This window comes from Kitasatospora sp. NPDC088160 (assembly GCF_044741445.1).
Taxonomy (GTDB): Bacteria; Actinomycetota; Actinomycetes; order Streptomycetales; family Streptomycetaceae; genus Kitasatospora.
Window position 1 is genome coordinate 1 of the sequence record NZ_JBIUSS010000039.1, and the last position, 19,571, is coordinate 19,571.

Consider the following 19,571-nt stretch of genomic DNA (forward strand, 5'->3'; position numbering starts at 1 on the left):
TGACTTTTGGCACGCTGTTGAGTTCTCAAGGAACGGACACTTCCTTCGGACCGCCTTCCAGCGGGCCCTCCGGGCGCTTCGTTCTTTCGTGTTTCCAGCTTATCAGATGTTTTCCGCTCCGTTTTCCGGAGTTTCATTTACCTGATCGGCTTTCGCCTTTCGGCGCTCCCGAACTCTACCAGAGTTTCTCGGGCCGTTTTCCGCGGTCATTCTCGAATTCGCATTCGAGAGACTTCCTGCGGGGCCGTCCCGTGGGGCAACCCGGAGAACATTACGCACCGGGCTGCCCCACGTCAAACCAGCCGTCGGAGGCTCAGACCTCGACGACGACCGGCAGGATCATCGGCCGGCGGCGGTAGTTGTCCGCCACCCACTTGCCGACGGTCCGGCGGACCAGCTGCTGGACCAGGCGGGGCTCCAGCACACCGTCGCTCGCCGAGCGGTCCAGGGCCTCCTGGAGCTTGGCGGCGACCGGCACGAACGCGTTGTCGTCGATGCCGGAGCCGCGGGCCTGGAAGGTCGGGCCGCCCACGATCTTGCCGTTGGTCGAGTCGACCGCGACGAAGACCGAGATGAAGCCCTCCTCGCCGAGGATCCTGCGGTCCTTGAGCGAGGCCTCGGTGATGTCGCCGACCGAGGCGCCGTCCACGTAGACGTACCCGGCCTGCACCTTGCCGACGATCCGGGCGACGCCCTTCTCCAGGTCGACGCAGACGCCGTCCTCGGCGATGACCACGCGGTTGCGCGGAATGCCGGTGGCGATGCCCAGGTCGGCGGCGGCCCGCAGGTGGCGCCACTCGCCGTGGACCGGCATCAGGTTGCGCGGCTTGCAGATGTTGAAGAAGTACAGCAGCTCGCCGGCCGAGGCGTGGCCGGAGACGTGCACCTTGGCGTTGCCCTTGTGCACGACCTTGGCGCCCCAGCGGGTGAGGCCGTTGATCACCCGGTAGACGGCGTTCTCGTTGCCCGGGATGAGCGACGAGGCCAGGACGACGGTGTCGCCCTCGACGATGCGGATCTGGTGGTCGCGGTTGGCCATCCGGGACAGCGCCGCCATCGGCTCGCCCTGGGAGCCGGTGCAGATCAGCACGACGTCCTTGTCCGGCAGGTCGTCGAGCTGCTTGACGTCGACGACCATGTTGCCGGGGACCTTCAGGTAGCCGAGGTCGCGGGCGATGCCCATGTTGCGGACCATCGAGCGGCCGACGAAGGCGACCTTGCGCTTGTACTCGTGCGCGGCGTCCAGCACCTGCTGGATGCGGTGCACGTGGCTGGCGAAGGAGGCGACGATGATGCGCTTGTCGGCGTTCGCGAAGACGTTCCGCAGCGCGGCCGAGATGTCCCGCTCGGGCGGGATGAAGCCGGGGACCTCAGCGTTGGTGGAGTCCACCAGCAGCAGGTCCATGCCCTCTTCGGCCAGCTTGGCGAAGGTCGGCAGGTCGGTCAGGCGGCCGTCGAGCGGCAGCTGGTCCATCTTGAAGTCGCCGGTGGCCACGACCATGCCCGCGGGGGTGCGGACGGCGACCGCCAGGGCGTCCGGGATGGAGTGGTTGACCGCGATGAACTCGCAGTCGAAGGGACCGATGCGCTCGCGCTCGCCCTCCTTGACCTCCAGCACGTACGGCCGGATGCGGTGCTCGGCGAGCTTGGCCTCGATCAGGGCGAGGGTCAGCTTGGAGCCGATCAGCGGGATGTCCGGGTTCTCCCGCAGGAGGAACGGGACGGCGCCGATGTGGTCCTCGTGCCCGTGGGTGAGGACGATGCCGTCGATCTTGTCGAGGCGGTCCCGGATGTAGGTGAAGTCCGGGAGGATCAGGTCCACGCCGGGCTGCTCGTCCTCGGGGAAGAGGACGCCGCAGTCGACGATCAGGATGCGGCCCCCGTATTCGAAGACCGTCATGTTGCGGCCGATCTCGCCGAGACCGCCGAGCGGGGTGATGCGGAGGGCGCCCTCCTTCAGGGCCGGGGGTGCGCCGAGTTCGGGGTGCGGGTGACTCAAAAGACTCTCCTCACGACGCACGCCATATGCCCGGGGTCCTCCCCCTGAAGACATATGGCGTGCGTACTCAGTGTCGTTTTCCTACTGGGTCGGTGCTCTCGCGCCGTCGGTCCGGTCCAGCGGCGGGCCCGTGAGGGTCCGGCGAGCCGGGGCGCGCACGTCTTCGTCTGTTACAGGTGTACCCCGCCGGCGGCGAGATCCTTCGTCAATCGTGCGATCTCCTCGGGAGTCGCGCCGACCAGCGGCAGCCTCAGCGGGCCGGCTGGCAGTCCCTGGAGCTCCAGCGCGGCCTTGGCGAGGATGACACCCTGCGTGCGGAACATACCGCTGAACACCGGGAGCAGGCCCTGGTGGATCGCCGTGGCCTTGGCCACATCGCCGGCCAGGTACGCCTCGATCATCGCACGCAGTTCGCCGGCCACGACGTGTCCGACGACGCTGACCACTCCGGCGGCTCCAACCGACAGCAGCGGCAGGTTGAGGATGTCGTCGCCGGAGTACCAGGCGAGGTCGGAGCGGGCGATGGCCCAGGCGGCCGCGCCGAGGTCGCCCTTGGCGTCCTTGTTGGCGACGATCCGCGGGTGCTCGCCGAGGCGGACCAGCGTCTCGTGGCTCAGCGCGACGCCGCTGCGGCCCGGGATGTCGTAGAGCATGACCGGCAGCCCGGTGGTGTCCGCGATGTGCACGGTGTGCCGGTACAGGCCCTCCTGCGGGGGCTTGCTGTAGTACGGCGTGACGACCAGCAGGCCGTGGGCTCCGGCGGCCTCCGCCTGTCGCGCCAGCTCGGCACTGTGGTGGGTGTCGTTGGTGCCGACGCCGGCCACCACGTGGGCGCGATCCCCGACCGCCTCCACCACGGCGCGGACGAGCTGGGCCTTCTCGGCGTCGCTGGTGGTCGGGGACTCACCGGTGGTGCCGTTGACGACGAGGCCGTCGTTGCCGGAGTCCACGAGGTGCGTGGCGAGGCGCTGGGCGCCGTCGAGGTCGAGTCCGCCGTCGGCGGTGAACGGGGTGACCATCGCGGTCAGGACCCGGCCGAACGGCGTCTGGGGGGTGGAGGTCGGAGCCATGCGTCCAAAGCTACTCGTAGGCGGTGGGGCGGTACCCACACCGGTCCAGTGTTCGGACAGGGGCATACCACGCGAAGCGGCGGAAACAGGCGGTGACATGGGATTCCGGTGCTGCCCGCTCGGGGGTTCGGGCAGCACCGGAATCCGTGTTCATGAATGTAGGGAGCGGCTAGAAAAGCCGCAATCCAGACATGCGTGACACTCCGCCCATATGCCTATCGTCCCAGGTCAGGGAGCGACCCGGCCGTGCTTCTCGAAGGCCGCATGGGTGAGCGGCATGAGCCGCGCCCACTCCTGCTCCATCTGCTCGGCGACCATCTCGATCTCGCGCTGCGGGAAGGACGGCACCGCCGAGTGCTCCCGCTTGGTCCGCAGCGACAGGAAGTGCATCAGCGAACGGGAGTTGCAGGTCGCGTACATCGAGGAGAACAGGCCGACCGGCAGCACCGCCCGGGCCACCTCGCGGGCCACGCCGGCCGCCAGCATCTCCTGGTAGCGCGCGTAGGACTCGCGGTACGCGGCCTCCATCGCCTCGGTGGTGGTCCTGTGCTGCTCGGGGGTGCCGTCGACGAACTCGTAGCGGCCCGGGCGGCCCTGCTGGACGAGCTTGCGCTCCTCCGCCGGGACGTAGAAGACCGGCTGCAGCTCGCGGTAGCGGCCGGACTCCTCGTTGTAGGACCAGCCGCTGCGGTGCCGGTGGAACTCCCGGAACACGAAGATCGGCGCGCTGATGAAGAAGGTCATCGAGTTGTGCTCGAAGGGGGTGCCGTGCCGGTCCCGCATCAGGAAGTTGATCAGGCCCTTGGACTTCTCCGGGTCCTGCTGAACCGCCTCCAGGGACTGCTCCCCCGCGGTCGAGACGCGGGCCGCCCAGATGACGTCCGAGTCGGCGGCCGCGCTGCGGACCAGCTCGACCGTGACGTCGCTGCGGAAGCTGGGGGCCGTCGGTTGGTCGCTCACGCGTTGCTCCTTGCGGGTTCGGTGCTGTGCAGCTTGATGGCGTGCTGCATGGTCTTGCGGGCGCGCGGGGTGTCGCCGGCGTCGGCGTACGCCACCGCGAGGCGGAACCAGACCCGCCAGTCGGCCGGCGCGGCCTCCGCCTCGGTCTGTCGGCGGGCGAACACCGCGTCGGCCGAGGCCCGGTCGATCCGCCCGCCGGTGGTGCGCTGGAGCTCGTCCACCGGCAGGCCGCCCTCGGCCTCCAGCTCCCGGGCGAGCTGCTCGCTGGCCCGGCCGAACCGGACGGTCTGGCGCAGGAACCAGACGCCGATCACCGGGATGACGAAGGCGCACAGGCCGATGCCGATGCCGAGCGGCTTACCGGTGGCGACCAGCTGGACGCCCTCCCCGACGCAGAGGAGGGCGACCAGCAGCAGCACGCCGGACAGGACGAAGAATCCGGTACGGGACGTCATGCCGGGCTCACAGGTCCAGGAAGTGTTCGAGGCCCAGGGTGAGCCCCGGCGTCTCCACGACCTTGCGCACACCGAGCAGGATGCCCGGCATGAAGCTGCTGTGGTGCAGCGAGTCGTGCCGGATGGTGAGCGTCTCACCGGTGTCGCCGAACATCACCTGCTGGTGGGCGAGCAGCCCGCGCAGCCGGACGGCGTGCACCGGCACCCCGTCCACGTCGGCGCCGCGGGCACCGGGCAGGCTGTGGGTGGTCGGGTCCTGCTGCTGCGGGCGGCCGGCCTCGGCGCGGGCGGCCGCGATCAGCTGCGCGGTACGGGTGGCGGTGCCGCTGGGGGCGTCGGCCTTGCGGTCGTGGTGCAGCTCGACCACCTCGACCGACTCGAAGTACTTCGCCGCGGTCTGGGCGAACTTCATGCCGAGCACCGCACCGATGGAGAAGTTCGGCGCGATCAGCAGGCCCAGCTCGGGGGCCTGGTCGAGCCAGCCGCGGACGGTGGCCAGCCGCTCGTCCGTCCAGCCGGTGGTCCCGGTGACCACGTGGATGCCGTGGTGCAGGCAGTAGTCGAGGTTGCCCATCACCGAGTCCGGGTGGGTGAGTTCGACGGCGACCTGGACGCCAGCCTCGGTCAGCTCCGCCGGCTCGGACCCGCGGCCCAGGGTGGCCACCAGTTCGAGGTCCGGCGCGGCCTCGACGGCCTTGACCGCCTCGGAGCCGATCCGACCGTTGGCACCGATCACGGCGACACGCAGCGTCATAGCGAAATGTCCTCTCACACCAGCAGATCGGCGAGCTTGGCGGCCCGCTTGTCGTTGACCGGTCCGATCAGCGCCAGCGACGGCCGGTACGCGCCCAGCACATCACGGGCCACCGCGTGGACGTCGTCCAGGGTCACGGCCGCGATCCGCGCCAGCATCTCGTCCACCGACAGGTGGTGTCCGTAGCTCAGCTCGGCCTTGCCAATCCGGTTCATCAGCGAGCCGGTGTCCTCCATGCCCAGCACGGTGGAGCCGGAGATCTGGCCGATCGCGCGCCGCAGCTCCTCTTCGGTGATGCCCTCGGCGACCACCTTGGCCAGCTCCGCGCGGCAGATCCGCAGCACCTCCTCGACCCGCTTGGGCTGGCAGCCGGCGTAGATGCCGAACAGGCCGCTGTCCGCGTAGGACGAGGAGTACGAGTACACCGAGTACGCCAGGCCGCGCTTCTCCCGCACCTCCTGGAACAGCCGGGAGCTCATCCCGCCGCCGAGGGCCGCGTTGAGCACGCCCATCGCCCAGCGGCGCTCGTCGTGCCGCGGCACCCCGGGCACGCCCAGCACCAGGTGGGCCTGCTCGGTGGAGCGGTTGAGCACCTCGACCCGGCCGGCCGTGCGCAGCGCCTTGACGCCGCGGCGGGCCTCGGCGGGGGCCGCGTCGGAGCGGGCCAGCACCGCCGCGAAGGCCTGCTCGACCTGCTTGACCACCGTGTGGTGGTCGAGGTTGCCGGCGGCCGAGACGACCAGGTTCTCGGGCCGGTAGCGGCGGCGGTAGAAGCCGGCGATCTGCTCCCGGGTGAGCACCTTGATGGTCTCCTGGGTGCCCAGGATGGGGCGGCCGAGCGGGCCGCTGCCGAAGATCACCTTGGCGAACAGGTCGTGCACCACGTCGCCCGGGTCGTCCTCGGCCATCGCCATCTCCTCGAGGATGACGCCGCGCTCGGCGTCGACGTCCTCGGAGCGGATCAGCGAGCCGGTGACCATGTCGCAGACCACGTCGATGGCCAGCGGCAGGTCGGTGTCCAGGACCCGGGCGTAGTAGCAGGTGTTCTCCTTCGCGGTGAAGGCGTTCATCTCACCGCCGACCGCGTCCAGGGCAGCCGAGATGTCCAGCGCGCTGCGCCGCGCGGTGCCCTTGAAGAGCAGGTGCTCCAGGTAGTGGGTGGCGCCGTTGAGCTGCGGGGTCTCGTCCCGCGAGCCGACGCCGACCCAGATGCCGAAGGTGGCTGAGCGCACCGTCGGCAGGGTCTCGGTGACGACCCGAAGGCCGCCGGGGAGGACGGTGCGGCGCACCGTGCCGGCGCCGTCGGCGCCCTTGAGCAGGGTCCGGGTGGAGCCGGGGCGCTGCTTCGCCGCCGGGGCCTGAGCCACGGGGGGTACCTCCAGAGGAAACACGCGTGGGAACGCATGGACGAACGCGGGGGCAACAGGGTGCGGCCCGCACGCCGGGAGGCGTACGGGCCGCAAGGGTCAGCTAGCGGCGCTTCACTCGGAAGCGGTCTCGCCGGCTTCCTCGCCCTCGACGACGGGGATGAGGGAGAGCTTGCCGCGCGGGTCGATCTCGGCGATCTCGACCTGCACCTTGGCGCCGACACCGAGGACGTCCTCGACGTTCTCGACGCGCTTGCCGCCGGCCAGCTTGCGGATCTGCGAGATGTGCAGCAGGCCGTCCTTGCCCGGCATGAGCGAGACGAACGCGCCGAACGTCGTGGTCTTCACCACGGTGCCCAGGTAGCGCTCGCCGACCTCCGGCATGGTCGGGTTGGCGATCTGGTTGATCGTGGTGCGGGCGGCCTCGGCGGCCGGTCCGTCGGCGGCACCGATGTAGATGGTGCCGTCGTCCTCGATCGTGATCTCGGCGCCGGTGTCCTCCTGGATCTGGTTGATCATCTTGCCCTTGGGGCCGATGACCTCACCGATCTTGTCCACCGGGATCTTGATGGTGATGATCCGCGGGGCGTTCGGAGACATCTCGTCCGGCGTGTCGATGGCCTCGTTCATCACGTCGAGGATGTGCAGACGCGCGTCCTTGGCCTGCTTCAGCGCGGCGGCCAGCACCGACGCCGGGATGCCGTTGAGCTTGGTGTCCAGCTGCAGGGCGGTGATGAAGTTGCGGGTACCGGCGACCTTGAAGTCCATGTCGCCGTACGCGTCCTCGGCACCGAGGATGTCGGTCAGCGCGACGTAGTGGGTCTCGCCGTCGATCTCCTGGGAGATCAGGCCCATGGCGATACCGGCGACGGCGGCCTTCAGCGGCACACCGGCGTTCAGCAGCGACATGGTGGAGGCGCAGACCGAGCCCATCGAGGTGGAGCCGTTGGAGCTCAGCGCCTCGGAGACCTGGCGGATGGCGTACGGGAACTCCTCGCGCGAGGGCAGCACGGGGATGATCGCCCGCTCCGCCAGCGCGCCGTGGCCGATCTCGCGGCGCTTGGGCGCACCCACGCGGCCGGTCTCGCCGACCGAGTACGGCGGGAAGTTGTAGTTGTGCATGTAGCGGCGGCGCGTCTCCGGGGAGAGCGTGTCCAACTGCTGCTCCATGCGCAGCATGTTGAGGGTGGTGACGCCCAGGATCTGGGTCTCGCCACGCTCGAACAGGGCCGAGCCGTGCACGCGCGGGATGGCCTCGACCTCGGCGGCCAGGGTGCGGATGTCGGTGACACCGCGGCCGTCGATGCGGACCTTGTCCTTGATGACGCGCTCGCGGACGACCTTCTTGGTCAGCGCGTTGTAGGCGGCGCTGATCTCCTTCTCGCGGCCCTCGAACTCGGGGAGCAGCTTCTCGGCGGCCAGCGCCTTGACGCGGTCCAGCTCGTTGTTGCGCTCCTGCTTGCCCGGGATGGTGAGGGCCTGGGCGAGCTCGTCCTTGACGGCGGCGGTCAGCGCGGCGAGGACGTCGTCCTGGTAGTCCAGGAAGACCGGGAACACGCCGGTCGGCTTGGCGGCCTGGGCGGCGAGCTGCGACTGGGCGGCGCACAGCACCTTGATGAACGGCTTGGCGGCGTCCAGACCGGCGGCGACGACGTCCTCGGTCGGCGCCTCGGCGCCGCCCTCGACCAGCTTGATGGTCTTGTCGGTGGCCTCGGCCTCGACCATCATGATCGCGACGTCGCCGTCCGGCAGGACGCGACCGGCGACGACCATGTCGAAGACGGCCGACTCCAGCTCGCTGTGGGTCGGGAAGGCCACCCACTGGCCGTTGATCAGCGCGACGCGGACGCCGCCGATCGGGCCGGAGAACGGCAGGCCCGCCAGCTGGGTGGAGGCGGAGGCGGCGTTGATGGCCACCACGTCGTACAGGTGGTCGGGGTTGAGCGCCATGACGGTGCAGACGACCTGGACCTCGTTGCGCAGGCCCTTGACGAAGGACGGGCGCAGCGGGCGGTCGATCAGGCGGCAGGTGAGGATCGCGTCCTCGGAGGGCCGGCCCTCACGACGGAAGAACGAGCCGGGGATGCGGCCCGCGGCGTACATGCGCTCCTCGACGTCCACGGTCAGCGGGAAGAAGTCGAAGTGCTCCTTCGGCTGCTTGGACGCGCTGGTGGCCGACAGCACCATGGTGTCGTCGTCCAGGTAGGCCACGGCGGAGCCGGCGGCCTGACGGGCCAGACGGCCGGTCTCGAAGCGGATGGTACGGGTGCCGAAGGAACCGTTGTCGATCACGGCCTCGGCGTAGAACACGTTCTCTTCCACCTGGAAGATCTCCTCTTTCGTACGTCTCCGGGAGAGCGTCCCCGCGCTGCCTGCCTGCCGGCTGGCCCTGGCCCTCCTGGCAAGGAGGACGGCAGTCGGGCCGGTCTTCGATCGAAGCCTCCGGGGTGCTCCGCTCGGTCTGCGGGGCTTCCGGGGGCCACTACCGAGGACCGGCGCCTCACGGCTGCCGGGCCGGGACGGGCGGTCCGCGTCTGGACGCTCTCTCGGATGCGGGCGGCTTCCGTTTGAAGCCTTCGGCCCGCGGGGGGTTCGGGTTCGTCTGCCCGGGTGGCGCGCTGGTGCGCCATCACCGGGCATGCCCACAACCCTACGGTGCAATCCTCGGCCACCTGGGGAGGTACGCGCGAGTTGTTATGTCCGGGCGCCGCGGCTCGGGGTGTCCGCGGCATACGCGCGAGGGGCGGCTCCCCGGTGTGGGGAGCCGCCCCGAGCGGCGGTCTTAGCGGGCGCCACCGGCGGCACCGCGGCGGATGCCCAGGCGGTCGACGAGCGTACGGAAGCGCTCGATGTCCTTCTTGGCCAGGTACTGCAGCAGGCGGCGGCGCTGGCCGACCAGGATCAGCAGGCCACGACGCGAGTGGTGGTCGTGCTTGTGGATCTTGAGGTGCTCGGTCAGGTCCGCGATGCGGCGGGAGAGCATGGCCACCTGGACCTCGGGGGAACCGGTGTCGCCCTCCTTCTGGCCGAACTCGGCGAAGATCTGCTTCTTGACGTCAGAGGCGAGAGCCACTGCAACTCCTTCAGGGTGTACCGAGCGGTCCTGGTCGACAACACAGGACTCATGAGGACTCGGTGTCGTGACGGAGCGCGGCCGGCGGTCTGCGACCCACCGGAGGCGGACACACGGCTGCGCTCGAAGGCCAAGGGTACCAGTGCCGCCCACCCGGCCGGTCGGCGGGCCGGACGGGCCGAACGGGGCGGGCGGCACGGGCCGGCCGGTCAGCTGGTGGCGCCGCGGACCAGCCGGTAGACGTCCAGGACGGCGAGCGCCAGCGGGACGAGGGAGATCAGGGTCAGGCTGTCGACCAGGTCCAGGATGCGCCCCCAGAACGGGGAGACGCCGAGCCGGGGCACCACCAGCGCGATCGCGGCGAGCAGCGCCGCGCCGAACGCGATGGAGGCGGCCAGCCAGACGGTGCGCAGGTCGACCTCGGCGGAACTGGCAGCGCGCAGGATGAACTGCGGGGTGTGCAGGGACAGGCCGATGATCAGCAGGGCCAGACCGAGCAGCCCGGCGATGGTGAGGCTGAAGACCTGCGCGGTGTAGCGGAACAGCCGGGCGCGCAGCATCGTGGCCAGGCCCAGGGCGAGCGCGAGCAGCTCGGGGAACGTCCGGTCGGTGAAGCCGAGGACGGCGCAGGAGCCGACCACGACCGCGGCGCAGCCGCCGACCAGGCCGACCAGGACCTCGTGGCCGCGGCGGGCCTGGTGGGCGATCCGCTCGTACTGGACGGCCTCGGCGCGCTCGGCCTCCTCGTCGTAGTCGCGGCTGCGGGTGCGGGTCTGGCCCGGGGCGCTGAAGCCGACGGGCAGCCGGGCGAAGCGGGCGGAGAGGCCGGGCAGGAAGCCGACGGCCGCGACGGCGGTGATGCCGGTGACGGCGGCGATGTGCCCGGCGGGGGTGTCCGGCAGCAGGACGGCGGCGAAGGTGGCGAGCGCGCCGGCGGCGGCGACCAGGGCGGCGGCGACGAACACCGCGTCCTTCTCGGGGAGCAGTCCCACCAGCAGCACGGCGACCACCAGGACGGCGACGCAGCCGGCCAGGAACTGGAGCCGGCCGGGGCCGTCCCACGGGTGGGCGACGGCGAGGACGCCGCTGCCGCCGATCATGGCGTGCGGCAGGGCGCCGAGGCCGAGCGCGAGGGCGGCGTGGGCGTCCTGGTAGACCCGGGCGCGGACGCCGGCCAGCGCGGTGAGGACGACGGCGGTGACGCCGGCCAGGACGCCGGGCAGGCCGTGCATGTCGTGGCGCAGGTCGGCGAACCAGAGCGCGAAGCCGAGCAGGACGAGCAGCAGCGCGGCGCCGATCAGGCCGAAGGCCCGCATGAGTTCGGCGCTCCAGAGTCGGCGGTCGGTCTCGACGGCGCTGGCGATCGCGTCGGCGACGTCGTCGTAGACGGCCGGCGGGAGGGACTCGGCGAAGGGGCGCAGCGCGAGCAGGTCGCCGTCGCGGACCTGCTGGGCGGCGAGCGGCAGGCCGCTGTCGAGGACGGTGCCGTCGCGGCGCACCAGGTGGAAACCGGTGGGCGCGCCGTCGGGCTGGCTCTGGTTGGCCAGGCGCAGCACCTCGGGGTAGACGTCCGCGAGCGGGACGTCCTCGGGCAGGGCGACGTCGATCCGGCGGTCCGGGGCGACGACGGTGACCCGGCAGTAGCCGGTCGCGGTGGTGTCGCTCATCGCCGCACCTCGGTCCTTCGACGCACTGGGCGCTCCCCCTTGTTGACGGTGCCGCGGCACGGCGGCGCTCGGTGTGGCAGTGGAACCGGCCCGACCGGGCCGCGAGTTGGCGCGGCGTTACCCTACCCGCTCGGTTCGTGCCCGGCCCCGGTGCGGGCCGGGCCCCCGGCGGGGGGTGCGGACGCGGGCCTGGCGGGCGGTGCGGGGGCGACCGTTAGGATCGGCCCCTGCGCGCGGTACGGGGGGCGGCGCCGTGTGGTGCGTCCTCGCCCTGGCGAAACCCGTACGAGCCGTACGAGTCCAGTTGCGTGAGGGCTGATGCCGAAGTGATCGATCGACGCCGCGGGGTGGATGACACATGGGTGTGATCACGGTCAAGCGCCCGGGCCGGGCCTATCCGCCGGCAGTGCCGGACGAGCCGGTGGAGCTGGTGACCCCGCCCGAACTGCCCCGGCAGGGCGGCGAGGACTGGCTGATGAGCATCCTCCCGATGCTCGGCATGGGCGGCTCGGCGGTGTTCTTCTTCGCGCCGGGTGCGGCGGCCCCGATGAAGATCATGGGCGGTCTGATGGTCGCCTCGACGGTCGGCATGGTGCTGGCGCAGATCGTGCGGGCCCGCAAGGGCGGTTCGACCGCGATGGCGGACGAGCGGCGCGACTACCTCAAGTACCTGCAGCAGATGCGCCGCCAGGTGCGCCGCACGGCGGAGCGCCAGCGCGGCGCGCTGCTGTTCCTGAACCCGGCGCCGGACCAGCTGTGGTCGATCGTGGCGGACGGCCGGCGGCTGTGGGAGCGCCGCACCGGGGACGGCGACTTCGCGCAGATCCGGGTGGGCCTGGGCCCGGTTCAGCTGTCGACGCCGCTGGTGGCGCCGCAGACCGCGCCGATGGACGAGCTGGAGCCGCTGTCGGCGGCCGCGATGCACTCCTTCCTGAAGGCCCACGGCACCTTGCAGGACCTGCCGCTGGCGGTGTCGCTGCGCGCCTTCTACCACGTCACGGTGTGCGGGGACGCGGACTCGGTGTACGGCAACGTGCGCGCGATGATCGCCCAGTTGACCACCCTGCACTCGCCGGACGACCTGCTGGTCGCGGTGGCCGCGGCGCCGGGCGCGGCGGAGGAGTGGGAGTGGACCAAGTGGCTCCCGCACAACCAGCACCGCAAGGAGGCCGACGGCGCGGGCTCGCGCCGGCTGATCGCCACCGACCTGGGCGAGCTGGAGTTCCTGTTGCAGGACGAGCTGGCCGGCCGCCAGCGGTTCGTGCGGGACGCGGCGCCCGCGCCGGACCAGCCGCACCTGGTGGTGGTGATGGACGGCGCCGGGGTGCCGCCGAACTCGCTGCTGGCGAGCCCCGAGGGCGTGCAGGGGGTGACCGTCATCGAGGTGGTGCCGGGCGACCTGGACGAGCCGAGCGGGCACCTGATGGTGACGGTGAGCCCGCAGGAGCTGGTGCTGCGCTCGGCCTCCGGGGCGACGTACACCGGCACGCCGGACCTGCTCTCGGTCTGGCAGTCCGAGGCGCTGGCGCGGCAGTTGGCGCCGTACCGGCTCTCGGCCGGCGGGGACGACGAGCCGCTGCTGTCGAACCTGGACTTCACCGACCTGATGAACTCGGGCGACCCGGGCTCCTTCGACGTGACGCGCAGCTGGCGCCCGCGCGCCCAGCACGAGCGGATGCGGGTGCCGATCGGGGTCGGCGCGAACGGCGAGCACGTCTACCTGGACATCAAGGAGGCCGCGCTGGAGGGCATGGGCCCGCACGGCCTGTGCGTGGGCGCGACCGGCTCCGGCAAGTCGGAGCTGCTGCGCACCCTGGTGCTGGCGCTGGCGATGACGCACTCCTCGGAGATCCTGAACTTCGTCCTCGCCGACTTCAAGGGCGGCGCGACCTTCTCCGGCATGGCGGACATGCCGCACACCTCCGCGGTGATCACCAACCTGGAGGGCGAACTCACCCTGGTCGACCGCATGCGCGACGCGATCGAGGGCGAACTGCACCGCCGCCAGGAGCTGCTGCGCTCGGCGGGCAACTACGCCAACATCCACGAGTACGAGCGGGCCCGGACGGCCGGCGCGGCGCTGGACCCGCTGCCCTCGCTGGTGCTGATCATCGACGAGTTCTCCGAACTCCTCACCGCCAAGCCGGACTTCATCGAGATGTTCATCCAGATCGGCCGGATCGGCCGGTCGCTGGGGGTGCACCTGCTGCTGGCCTCGCAGCGCCTGGAGGAGGGCAAGCTGCGCGGCCTGGACACCTACCTCTCCTACCGGATCGGTCTGCGCACCTTCTCGGCGGCCGAGTCGCGGGCGGCGATCGGGGTGCCGGACGCCTACCACCTGCCGCCGGTGCCGGGCGTCGGGTACCTCAAGTTCGGCGAGGACGTGATGGACCGGTTCAAGGCCGCGTACGTCTCGGGGCCCTACCGGGCGCCGGGGCAGCAGCGGTCGACCGGCGGGCGGCGGGTGAACGCCCGCCCGGTGCTGTTCACCGCGGCCCGGGTGGAGCCGCCGGAGCCGGCGGTGGAGGAGGAGGCGCCGCTCGCCCCGGAGCAGGACGACGCGCTGGTCGACACCGTGCTGGACGTGTTCGTGCAGCGGATGACGGGCCAGGGCCCGGCCGCGCACCAGGTGTGGCTGCCGCCGCTGGAGGAGGCGCCGAGCATGGACCACCTGCTGCCGCCGCTCCAGGTGGTGCCGGAGCGCGGGCTGACCGCGCCCGGCTTCCCGGCGGGCCGGCTGCGGGTGCCGATCGGCATCGTGGACAAGCCGCGCGAGCAGAAGACCGACGTCCTGGAGGTCGACTACGCGGGGGCGGCCGGCCACGGCCTGGTCGTGGGCGGCCCGCGCTCGGGCAAGTCGACGGTGGTGCGCACCACGGTGGCCTCGTTCGCGCTCACCCACACCCCGCGGGAGGTGCAGTTCTACCTGCTGGACTTCGGCGCGGGCAGCTTCCAGTCGCTGGCCGGGCTGCCGCACGTCGGCGGGGTGGCCGGGCGCCTGGACGTCGACAAGGTGCGCCGGATGGTCTCCGAGGTGCACGGGGTGCTGAACCGGCGCGAGGAGCTGTTCCGGGCCGCCGGGATCGACACCATCGGCACCTACCGGGCCCGCCGGGCGGCCGGGCAGCTGCCGGACGAGGCGTTCGGCGACGTGTTCCTGGTGATCGACGGCTGGAACACCTTCAAGCAGGAGTTCGAGGTGCTGGAGCCGGTGATCGGCGACATCGCCCAACGCGGCCTCGGCTACGGCGTCCACCTGGTCATCACCGCGGCCCGGTACGCGGAGGTGCGCCCGGCGCTGAAGGACCTGCTGCAGAACCGGACCGAGCTGAAGCTCGGCGACCCGATGGAGTCCGAGGTGGACCGCCGGGTGGCGCAGAACGTCCCGCCGCTGGCCGGGCGCGGCATCACCCCGGAGCGGCTGCACTTCCTGTCCGGCCTGCCGCGGCTGGACGGCTCCTGCGCGGTGGACGACCTCCAGCACGGGGTGGCCGGCCTGGTCGCCGCCGTCGACGGGGCCTGGACCGGGCCGCGCGCGCCGCAGGTGCGGATGCTGCCGGCCGTCCTGGACGGGAACTCGCTGCCGAAGGGCTTCGAGCGCCCGGAGCGCGGGATCGCCTTCGGCGTGGACGAGGCCGAGCTGGCACCGGCCTTCGTGAACTTCGAGACCGACCCGCTGTTCATCGTCTTCGGCGACACCGAGTCGGGGAAGTCGGCGCTGCTGCGGATGCTGGTCAAGCAGATCACCGAGCGGTACACCCCGGACCAGGCGGGCATCGTGGTCGGCGACTACCGGCGCGCGCTGCTGGGCGCCGTGCCGCCGGAGTACCTGGTGGAGTACGCGGCCGCGCAGCCGGCCATGGCGGCCATCGTGGACATGCTGCGCGGGGCCTGCGCGCGCCGCCTGCCCGGCCCGGACGTCACCGCCGAGCAGCTGCGCAACCGCAGCTGGTACAGCGGCAAGGACATGTTCGTGATCGTGGACGACTACGAGCTGGTCGCGACGGGCTCGGGCAACCCGCTGGCGCCGCTGGCGGAGTTCCTGCCGTTCGCCCGGGACATCGGCCTGCGGGTGATCGTGGCCCGCAGCGCGGGCGGCGCCGGCCGCTCGCTGTACGAGCCGGTGCTGCAACGGATGCGCGAGCTGGGCGGGCAGGGCGTGATCCTCTCCGGCAACCGGGACGAGGGCGCGCTGCTGGGGACGGTCAAGCCGATGCCGCTGCCGCCGGGGCGCGGGGTGTACGTGTCGCGCCGGGCGACCGGCGGGCAGATGGTCCAGACGGGCTGGCTGCCACTGGTGTGACGGCACCGGCGCACCGCGCCGGCGGCTACGGACAGTGATCGAGGGGTCGGGCTCACGGGAGCCCGGCCCCTTTCGCGTCCCAGGTGTCGAAACGTTACCTAGATCTTTCCGGCGCGGGGCTGCGGTTCCCGCACCCCGCCCGGGGGTTGCGGCCGCACAGGGGGGCGCCTGGGCGTATCGCCGTCCGACTCCACGGACACCTTTGAAAGGTGGCTTGCAACACTCTGTTCACCTTGGATTCAGTTGCAATGTGGCAGAGGTAACAAGTCGGGCAAAGCTCGCAATGACCGTACGTGATCATCGGATCGCATGTCTATGCCCTTCCGCGCAACGGATTCCGAAGCATTTCGGCCATTGACGCAATCAATACGCCCAGGTTCCATTGCGACCCAGGAGCGACCCCACCAGAACCCCGAGCAGACAGCCAGCGGAGGCGATACCGCTCCCACCCACAGGACCGCACAGAGCCGATCGGAAGCCACATGACCGACACGCTTCGCCCGCCACGCGCCGCGACCCCCGCGACGGCCGACACCGCCGCCGCCGCCGCGCCCCAGCAACTCAAGCGCTCGATCGGCGTGGTGGGCGGCACCCTGCTCACACTGTCCTGCGTCACCCCGGCCTCCACGCTCTTCGTGATCGTCCCGGAGCTGTTCTCCAGCATCGGCAGCGCCACCGCCCTGGCCATCGCCATCGGCACCGTGCTGTGCGTCGCCGTCGCGTTCTGCTACTCCGAGCTCGGCACCCTGATCCCCAGCGCCGGCGGCGAGTACGCGATGGTCGGCACCCTCGCCGGGCGGCTGGCCGGCTGGCTGGTCTTCGTGCTCTCGCTGATCGTCGTGATGATCGTCCCCTCGGTCATCGCCCTCGGCACCGCCGACTACCTCGCCCCCGTGCTGCACCTCGACAAGGCCATGACCGGCGCCGCCGTGATGCTCGCCGCCACCCTGGCCGGCCTGCTCGACCTGCGCGCCAACGCCTGGATCACCGGCGTCTTCCTGGTGCTGGAGGTCATCGCGGCCGGCGTCGTCTCGGTGCTCGGGTTCTCCCACGCCAACGGCGACGCCCCCAGCCTGCTGCACGGCGTGGTCACCGGGGACGGCGGCGCCACCACCACGGTGAGCATCGGCGCCATCGTCGGCGCGCTCGGCATCGCCCTGTTCATCACCCAGGGCTTCTCCACCGCCGTCTACCTCTCCGAGGAGCTGGAGAACCCCCGCCGCAACGTCTCGCGCACCGTGCTGTGGACGCTCGGCATCTCCTCCGCCGTCATCCTGGTCCCGGTCGTCGCCATCACCATGGGCGCCCCCGACCTCCAGACCCTGAGCTCCGGCGACATCTCCGGCATGGTCACCGCCTGGAGCAACTCCGCGGTCGGCACCTTCATCAGCCTCTGCGTCGCGCTGGCGATCATCAACGCCGGCATCGTCATGGTCATCCAGAACTCCCGGGTCCTGTTCGCCTCCGCCCGTGACAAGGCCTGGCCCGAGCCGGTCAACAAGGCCTTCGGCACCCTCGGCCGGTTCGGCTCCCCGTGGGTCGCCACCCTGGCCGTCGGCCTGCCCGGCGCCGCGCTCTGCTTCGTCAAGGGCGCACTGCTCAGCAACATCACCGGCGTCGCCGTCACCGGGATGTACCTGCTGGTCGCGATCGCCGCGCTGCTCTCCCGCCGCGCCCACCACAAGCACGCCGCCGCCTGGCGGATGCCGCTGTGGCCGGCCGTCCCGGTGGTGCTGATCGCCGTCCTCGTCTACGTGATGACCCAGCTGGACACCGAGCCCCTGCTGTGGACCGGCGGCATCACCGCCGCCGCCACCCTCTACTGGCTGTTCTACCTGCGCCCCCGCCAGGACACCCGCTGGGTGATCAGCCTCCCCGAGGACCAGCAGCCCTGACCCCCACCCCTCCCCCACACGGCAGTGCCCCGGGCTCCCCCTCGCCCGGGGCACTGCCACGTCCGCACCGCTACTTCTTCAGCTTCCACACCGGCGCGGTGGCGATCGCCTTCAGCTGGTCGTTGCTCAGCGCCGGGGTGCTGCGGATCGCCGGGGTCTGCTGGGTGCCGCTGTTGAACGCGCTGATCACCACCCGCAGGCCGTCCGCGTGCAGGGTGTCGACGGTCCACATGCCCGGGTTGGAGCCCCGCTTGCCGACCACCACCCTGGTGCCGTCCGGCTGTGCCCGGGCACTGCCGAACAGCTCCTCCTTGGTCTTGTCGTCGCGGGACCAGTCCTGCACGTTGATCTCCACCATGGACTTGCCCTTGCCGTCGTCGACCACGAAATTCGCGTAGCCAGGCTGTCCCCCGGTCTCCGTCTCGGTCAGCCCGGACGGCAGCAGCTTGGCGACAATCGCCAGGATCTCGTCCTTGCCGTACTCCTTGCCGTTGTCCGGCCCCGGCTCCGGCCGCGGCTCGGGGAACTTGGCGATGATCCCGTCCCAGGCCTTGTCGGTGACGACCGCCCTCAGCTGCTCCGGCGACAGCGGCGGCGTCCGACGGCTGTCCGGTGCGCCCTTCTCCGCCTCGGCGTTCCACTCCGTCAGCTCGATCACGCGGCCGTCGGCGCCGCCCAGCCAGGCGGACCACCTCTTGGTGCCGGCCTGCTTGTTCGGGTACTCGTAGCCCTGGAACAGGGTCAGCTTGCCGCCGCCCGGCAGGCCCGCGCTGGTGCAGGCGTCGTACGGGACGAGCTTCCGGTCCGGGCAGCCGTTCTCCGTCAGGACCGGGCTGCCGGCCCCGACCCGGTTGACCGAGACCGCCATCGCGGCCCTGCCCCGACCGTCGTCGAAGACCAGCGTGCCGCCCTGGCGTTGACCGGCGTTCTCGTCGCTGGTCCGGCCGCCCGGCAGCAGGCCCCGCAGGGTGGCCAGCACCTCCTCGCCGGTGACCTCGCCCGGCTCCGCGGAGGAGGCCGCCGCGACCGGGGCCGCCGAGCCGCTCCCGCTGCCGCCGGCGGTGCTCGGGGCGGCCGCGGGCACCGCACTCGGGCGCGGCGAGGAGCCGGTGAGGTACACCGCGCCGGTCCCCACCAGGGCCAGCGCGGCCGCGCCGCCCACCACCGCGGCGGTCGAGCGGCGGCGCCAGCGTCGGCGGCCGCGCTGGTACCCGCCCGCGAGCAGGTCGGACGGCTCGGTGCGGAAGCCCTCGCCCGTACGGGTGAGGGCGTAGAGAAGATCGTCCTCGAACTTGTCCGGTTCGGACATGGGTGGTCACCGTCTCCTTGCATCACGAAATTGCGTCACGAAATTGCGTCACGGGTTGCGTCACGGGTTGCGTCACGGACTACGAGCAGTGGTCAGCGGGCGGCGAGCTCGGCCAGCGAGTCGCCGAGCAGGCCGCGCAGCCGGGCCAGCGCCCGGGTGGTGCGGGTACGGACCGCCCCCGGGGAGGAGCGCAGCACCTCGGCGGTCTCCGCGACGCTGCGGTCCTCCCAGTAGCGCAGCACCAGGACGGCGCGGTCCTTGGGCGGCATCCGGCCGAGGGCGTCGAGCAGGGTCATCCGCAGCGCGCCGTCCGCCTCCCGCGCCTCCGACTCGGGCACGGCCCCGATGGGGCGCTCGGTGCTGGAGCGGCGGCGCTGCTGGGCGAGGAAGGTGCGCACCATCACCGTGTGGGTGTAGGCGGCCGGGTTGTCGATCCGGTTCCGGCCGCCAGTCCAGGCGCTGCGCCGCCAGAGCACGTACATCCGGCTGAGTGCCTCCTGGACGAGGTCCTCGGCGTAGTGGGTGTCGCCGCTGGTCAGCAGGCAGGCCGAGCGGTACAGGTGGCCGGTGCGGCCGGACACCAGCTCCAGGAACTCTGCGTCCTCGGCCTCCCGGCCCGCCCCGATCCACCCCATGCCCGCCGCTCCCCCGTGTCCGCGCTCCCCGACACTTCTTGGATGCGGTGAGCGGCCCACGACGTTACAGCCGTTCCGGAGGAT

At 71.5% G+C, this 19,571-nt stretch carries 13 protein-coding genes; 2 read left to right on the plus strand and 11 right to left on the minus strand.

Going from position 1 to position 19,571, the window contains the following annotated elements:
- Nucleotides 1-313: 313 nt before the first annotated feature.
- The 9 genes from ACIOGZ_RS39065 to eccD form a co-directional block, all read right to left on the minus strand.
- Nucleotides 314-1,999 carry a ribonuclease J gene (locus tag ACIOGZ_RS39065; RefSeq protein WP_363586538.1) on the minus strand — a complete coding sequence of 562 codons (1,686 nt, stop codon included), beginning with the start codon at nt 1,997-1,999 and terminating at the stop codon, nt 314-316.
- A gap of 170 nt (nt 2,000-2,169) precedes the next feature.
- Entirely contained in the window at nt 2,170-3,069 is a 900-nt protein-coding gene (dapA, locus tag ACIOGZ_RS39070; RefSeq protein WP_063347602.1) for a 4-hydroxy-tetrahydrodipicolinate synthase, read from the minus strand.
- A gap of 228 nt (nt 3,070-3,297) precedes the next feature.
- Nucleotides 3,298-4,029: an FAD-dependent thymidylate synthase gene (thyX, locus tag ACIOGZ_RS39075; RefSeq protein WP_363586537.1), complete on the minus strand. Its 732-nt coding sequence runs from the start codon at nt 4,027-4,029 to the stop codon at nt 3,298-3,300.
- Nucleotides 4,026-4,484: a tetratricopeptide repeat protein gene (locus ACIOGZ_RS39080; protein ID WP_363586536.1), complete on the minus strand. Its 459-nt coding sequence runs from the start codon at nt 4,482-4,484 to the stop codon at nt 4,026-4,028. Before ACIOGZ_RS39080 ends, thyX begins: the two co-directional genes overlap by 4 nt.
- Before the next feature lie 7 nt (nt 4,485-4,491).
- On the minus strand, nt 4,492-5,238 hold the full coding sequence (gene dapB / locus ACIOGZ_RS39085; RefSeq protein WP_063347605.1) for a 4-hydroxy-tetrahydrodipicolinate reductase: 747 nt from the start codon (nt 5,236-5,238) through the stop codon (nt 4,492-4,494).
- 14 nt (nt 5,239-5,252) lie between these two features.
- A complete protein-coding gene (locus ACIOGZ_RS39090) occupies nt 5,253-6,605 on the minus strand; it encodes a pitrilysin family protein (protein WP_350887436.1) in 1,353 nt (450 codons plus the stop codon).
- 114 nt (nt 6,606-6,719) lie between these two features.
- The gene (locus tag ACIOGZ_RS39095) at nt 6,720-8,927 is read right to left on the minus strand and encodes a polyribonucleotide nucleotidyltransferase (protein ID WP_363586535.1); all 2,208 of its coding nucleotides are present in this window, start codon (nt 8,925-8,927) and stop codon (nt 6,720-6,722) included.
- Between the two features lie 460 nt (nt 8,928-9,387).
- Nucleotides 9,388-9,678 carry a 30S ribosomal protein S15 gene (gene rpsO / locus ACIOGZ_RS39100; protein ID WP_363586534.1) on the minus strand — a complete coding sequence of 97 codons (291 nt, stop codon included), beginning with the start codon at nt 9,676-9,678 and terminating at the stop codon, nt 9,388-9,390.
- 209 nt (nt 9,679-9,887) lie between these two features.
- A complete protein-coding gene (gene eccD, locus ACIOGZ_RS39105; RefSeq protein ID WP_363586533.1) occupies nt 9,888-11,345 on the minus strand; it encodes a type VII secretion integral membrane protein EccD in 1,458 nt (485 codons plus the stop codon).
- A 358-nt stretch (nt 11,346-11,703) separates the two neighbouring features.
- On the opposite strand from eccD, the gene eccCa reads away from it, so the two are divergent.
- Together eccCa and ACIOGZ_RS39115 are read left to right on the plus strand one after the other, a co-directional pair.
- Nucleotides 11,704-15,648, plus strand: a complete 3,945-nt coding sequence (gene eccCa, locus ACIOGZ_RS39110) for a type VII secretion protein EccCa (protein WP_363632070.1) — start codon at nt 11,704-11,706, stop codon at nt 15,646-15,648.
- A 482-nt stretch (nt 15,649-16,130) separates the two neighbouring features.
- Complete coding sequence (locus tag ACIOGZ_RS39115; RefSeq protein WP_363632068.1) at nt 16,131-17,543, plus strand: APC family permease; 1,413 nt, start codon at nt 16,131-16,133, stop codon at nt 17,541-17,543.
- 70 nt (nt 17,544-17,613) lie between these two features.
- On the opposite strand, the gene ACIOGZ_RS39120 is transcribed toward ACIOGZ_RS39115, so the two are convergent.
- Both ACIOGZ_RS39120 and ACIOGZ_RS39125 read right to left on the minus strand, forming a co-directional pair.
- On the minus strand, nt 17,614-18,852 hold the full coding sequence (locus tag ACIOGZ_RS39120; protein WP_400989449.1) for a hypothetical protein: 1,239 nt from the start codon (nt 18,850-18,852) through the stop codon (nt 17,614-17,616).
- A gap of 92 nt (nt 18,853-18,944) precedes the next feature.
- Entirely contained in the window at nt 18,945-19,487 is a 543-nt protein-coding gene (locus ACIOGZ_RS39125) for a SigE family RNA polymerase sigma factor (RefSeq protein WP_350885682.1), read from the minus strand.
- Nucleotides 19,488-19,571: the final 84 nt, after the last annotated feature.

What these genes read in the sequence shown, in the direction of transcription:
- dapA (WP_063347602.1), bottom strand. Translation starts at nt 3,069, where the DNA reads ATGGCTCCGACCTCCACCCCCCAGACGCCGTTCGGCCGGGTCCTGACC.
- ACIOGZ_RS39080 (WP_363586536.1), bottom strand. Translation starts at nt 4,484, where the DNA reads ATGACGTCCCGTACCGGATTCTTCGTCCTGTCCGGCGTGCTGCTGCTG.
- dapB (WP_063347605.1), bottom strand. Translation starts at nt 5,238, where the DNA reads ATGACGCTGCGTGTCGCCGTGATCGGTGCCAACGGTCGGATCGGCTCC.
- eccD (WP_363586533.1), bottom strand. Translation starts at nt 11,345, where the DNA reads ATGAGCGACACCACCGCGACCGGCTACTGCCGGGTCACCGTCGTCGCC.
- eccCa (WP_363632070.1), top strand. Translation starts at nt 11,704, where the DNA reads ATGGGTGTGATCACGGTCAAGCGCCCGGGCCGGGCCTATCCGCCGGCA.
- ACIOGZ_RS39115 (WP_363632068.1), top strand. Translation starts at nt 16,131, where the DNA reads ATGACCGACACGCTTCGCCCGCCACGCGCCGCGACCCCCGCGACGGCC.
- ACIOGZ_RS39120 (WP_400989449.1), bottom strand. Translation starts at nt 18,852, where the DNA reads ATGTCCGAACCGGACAAGTTCGAGGACGATCTTCTCTACGCCCTCACC.
- ACIOGZ_RS39125 (WP_350885682.1), bottom strand. Translation starts at nt 19,487, where the DNA reads ATGGGGTGGATCGGGGCGGGCCGGGAGGCCGAGGACGCAGAGTTCCTG.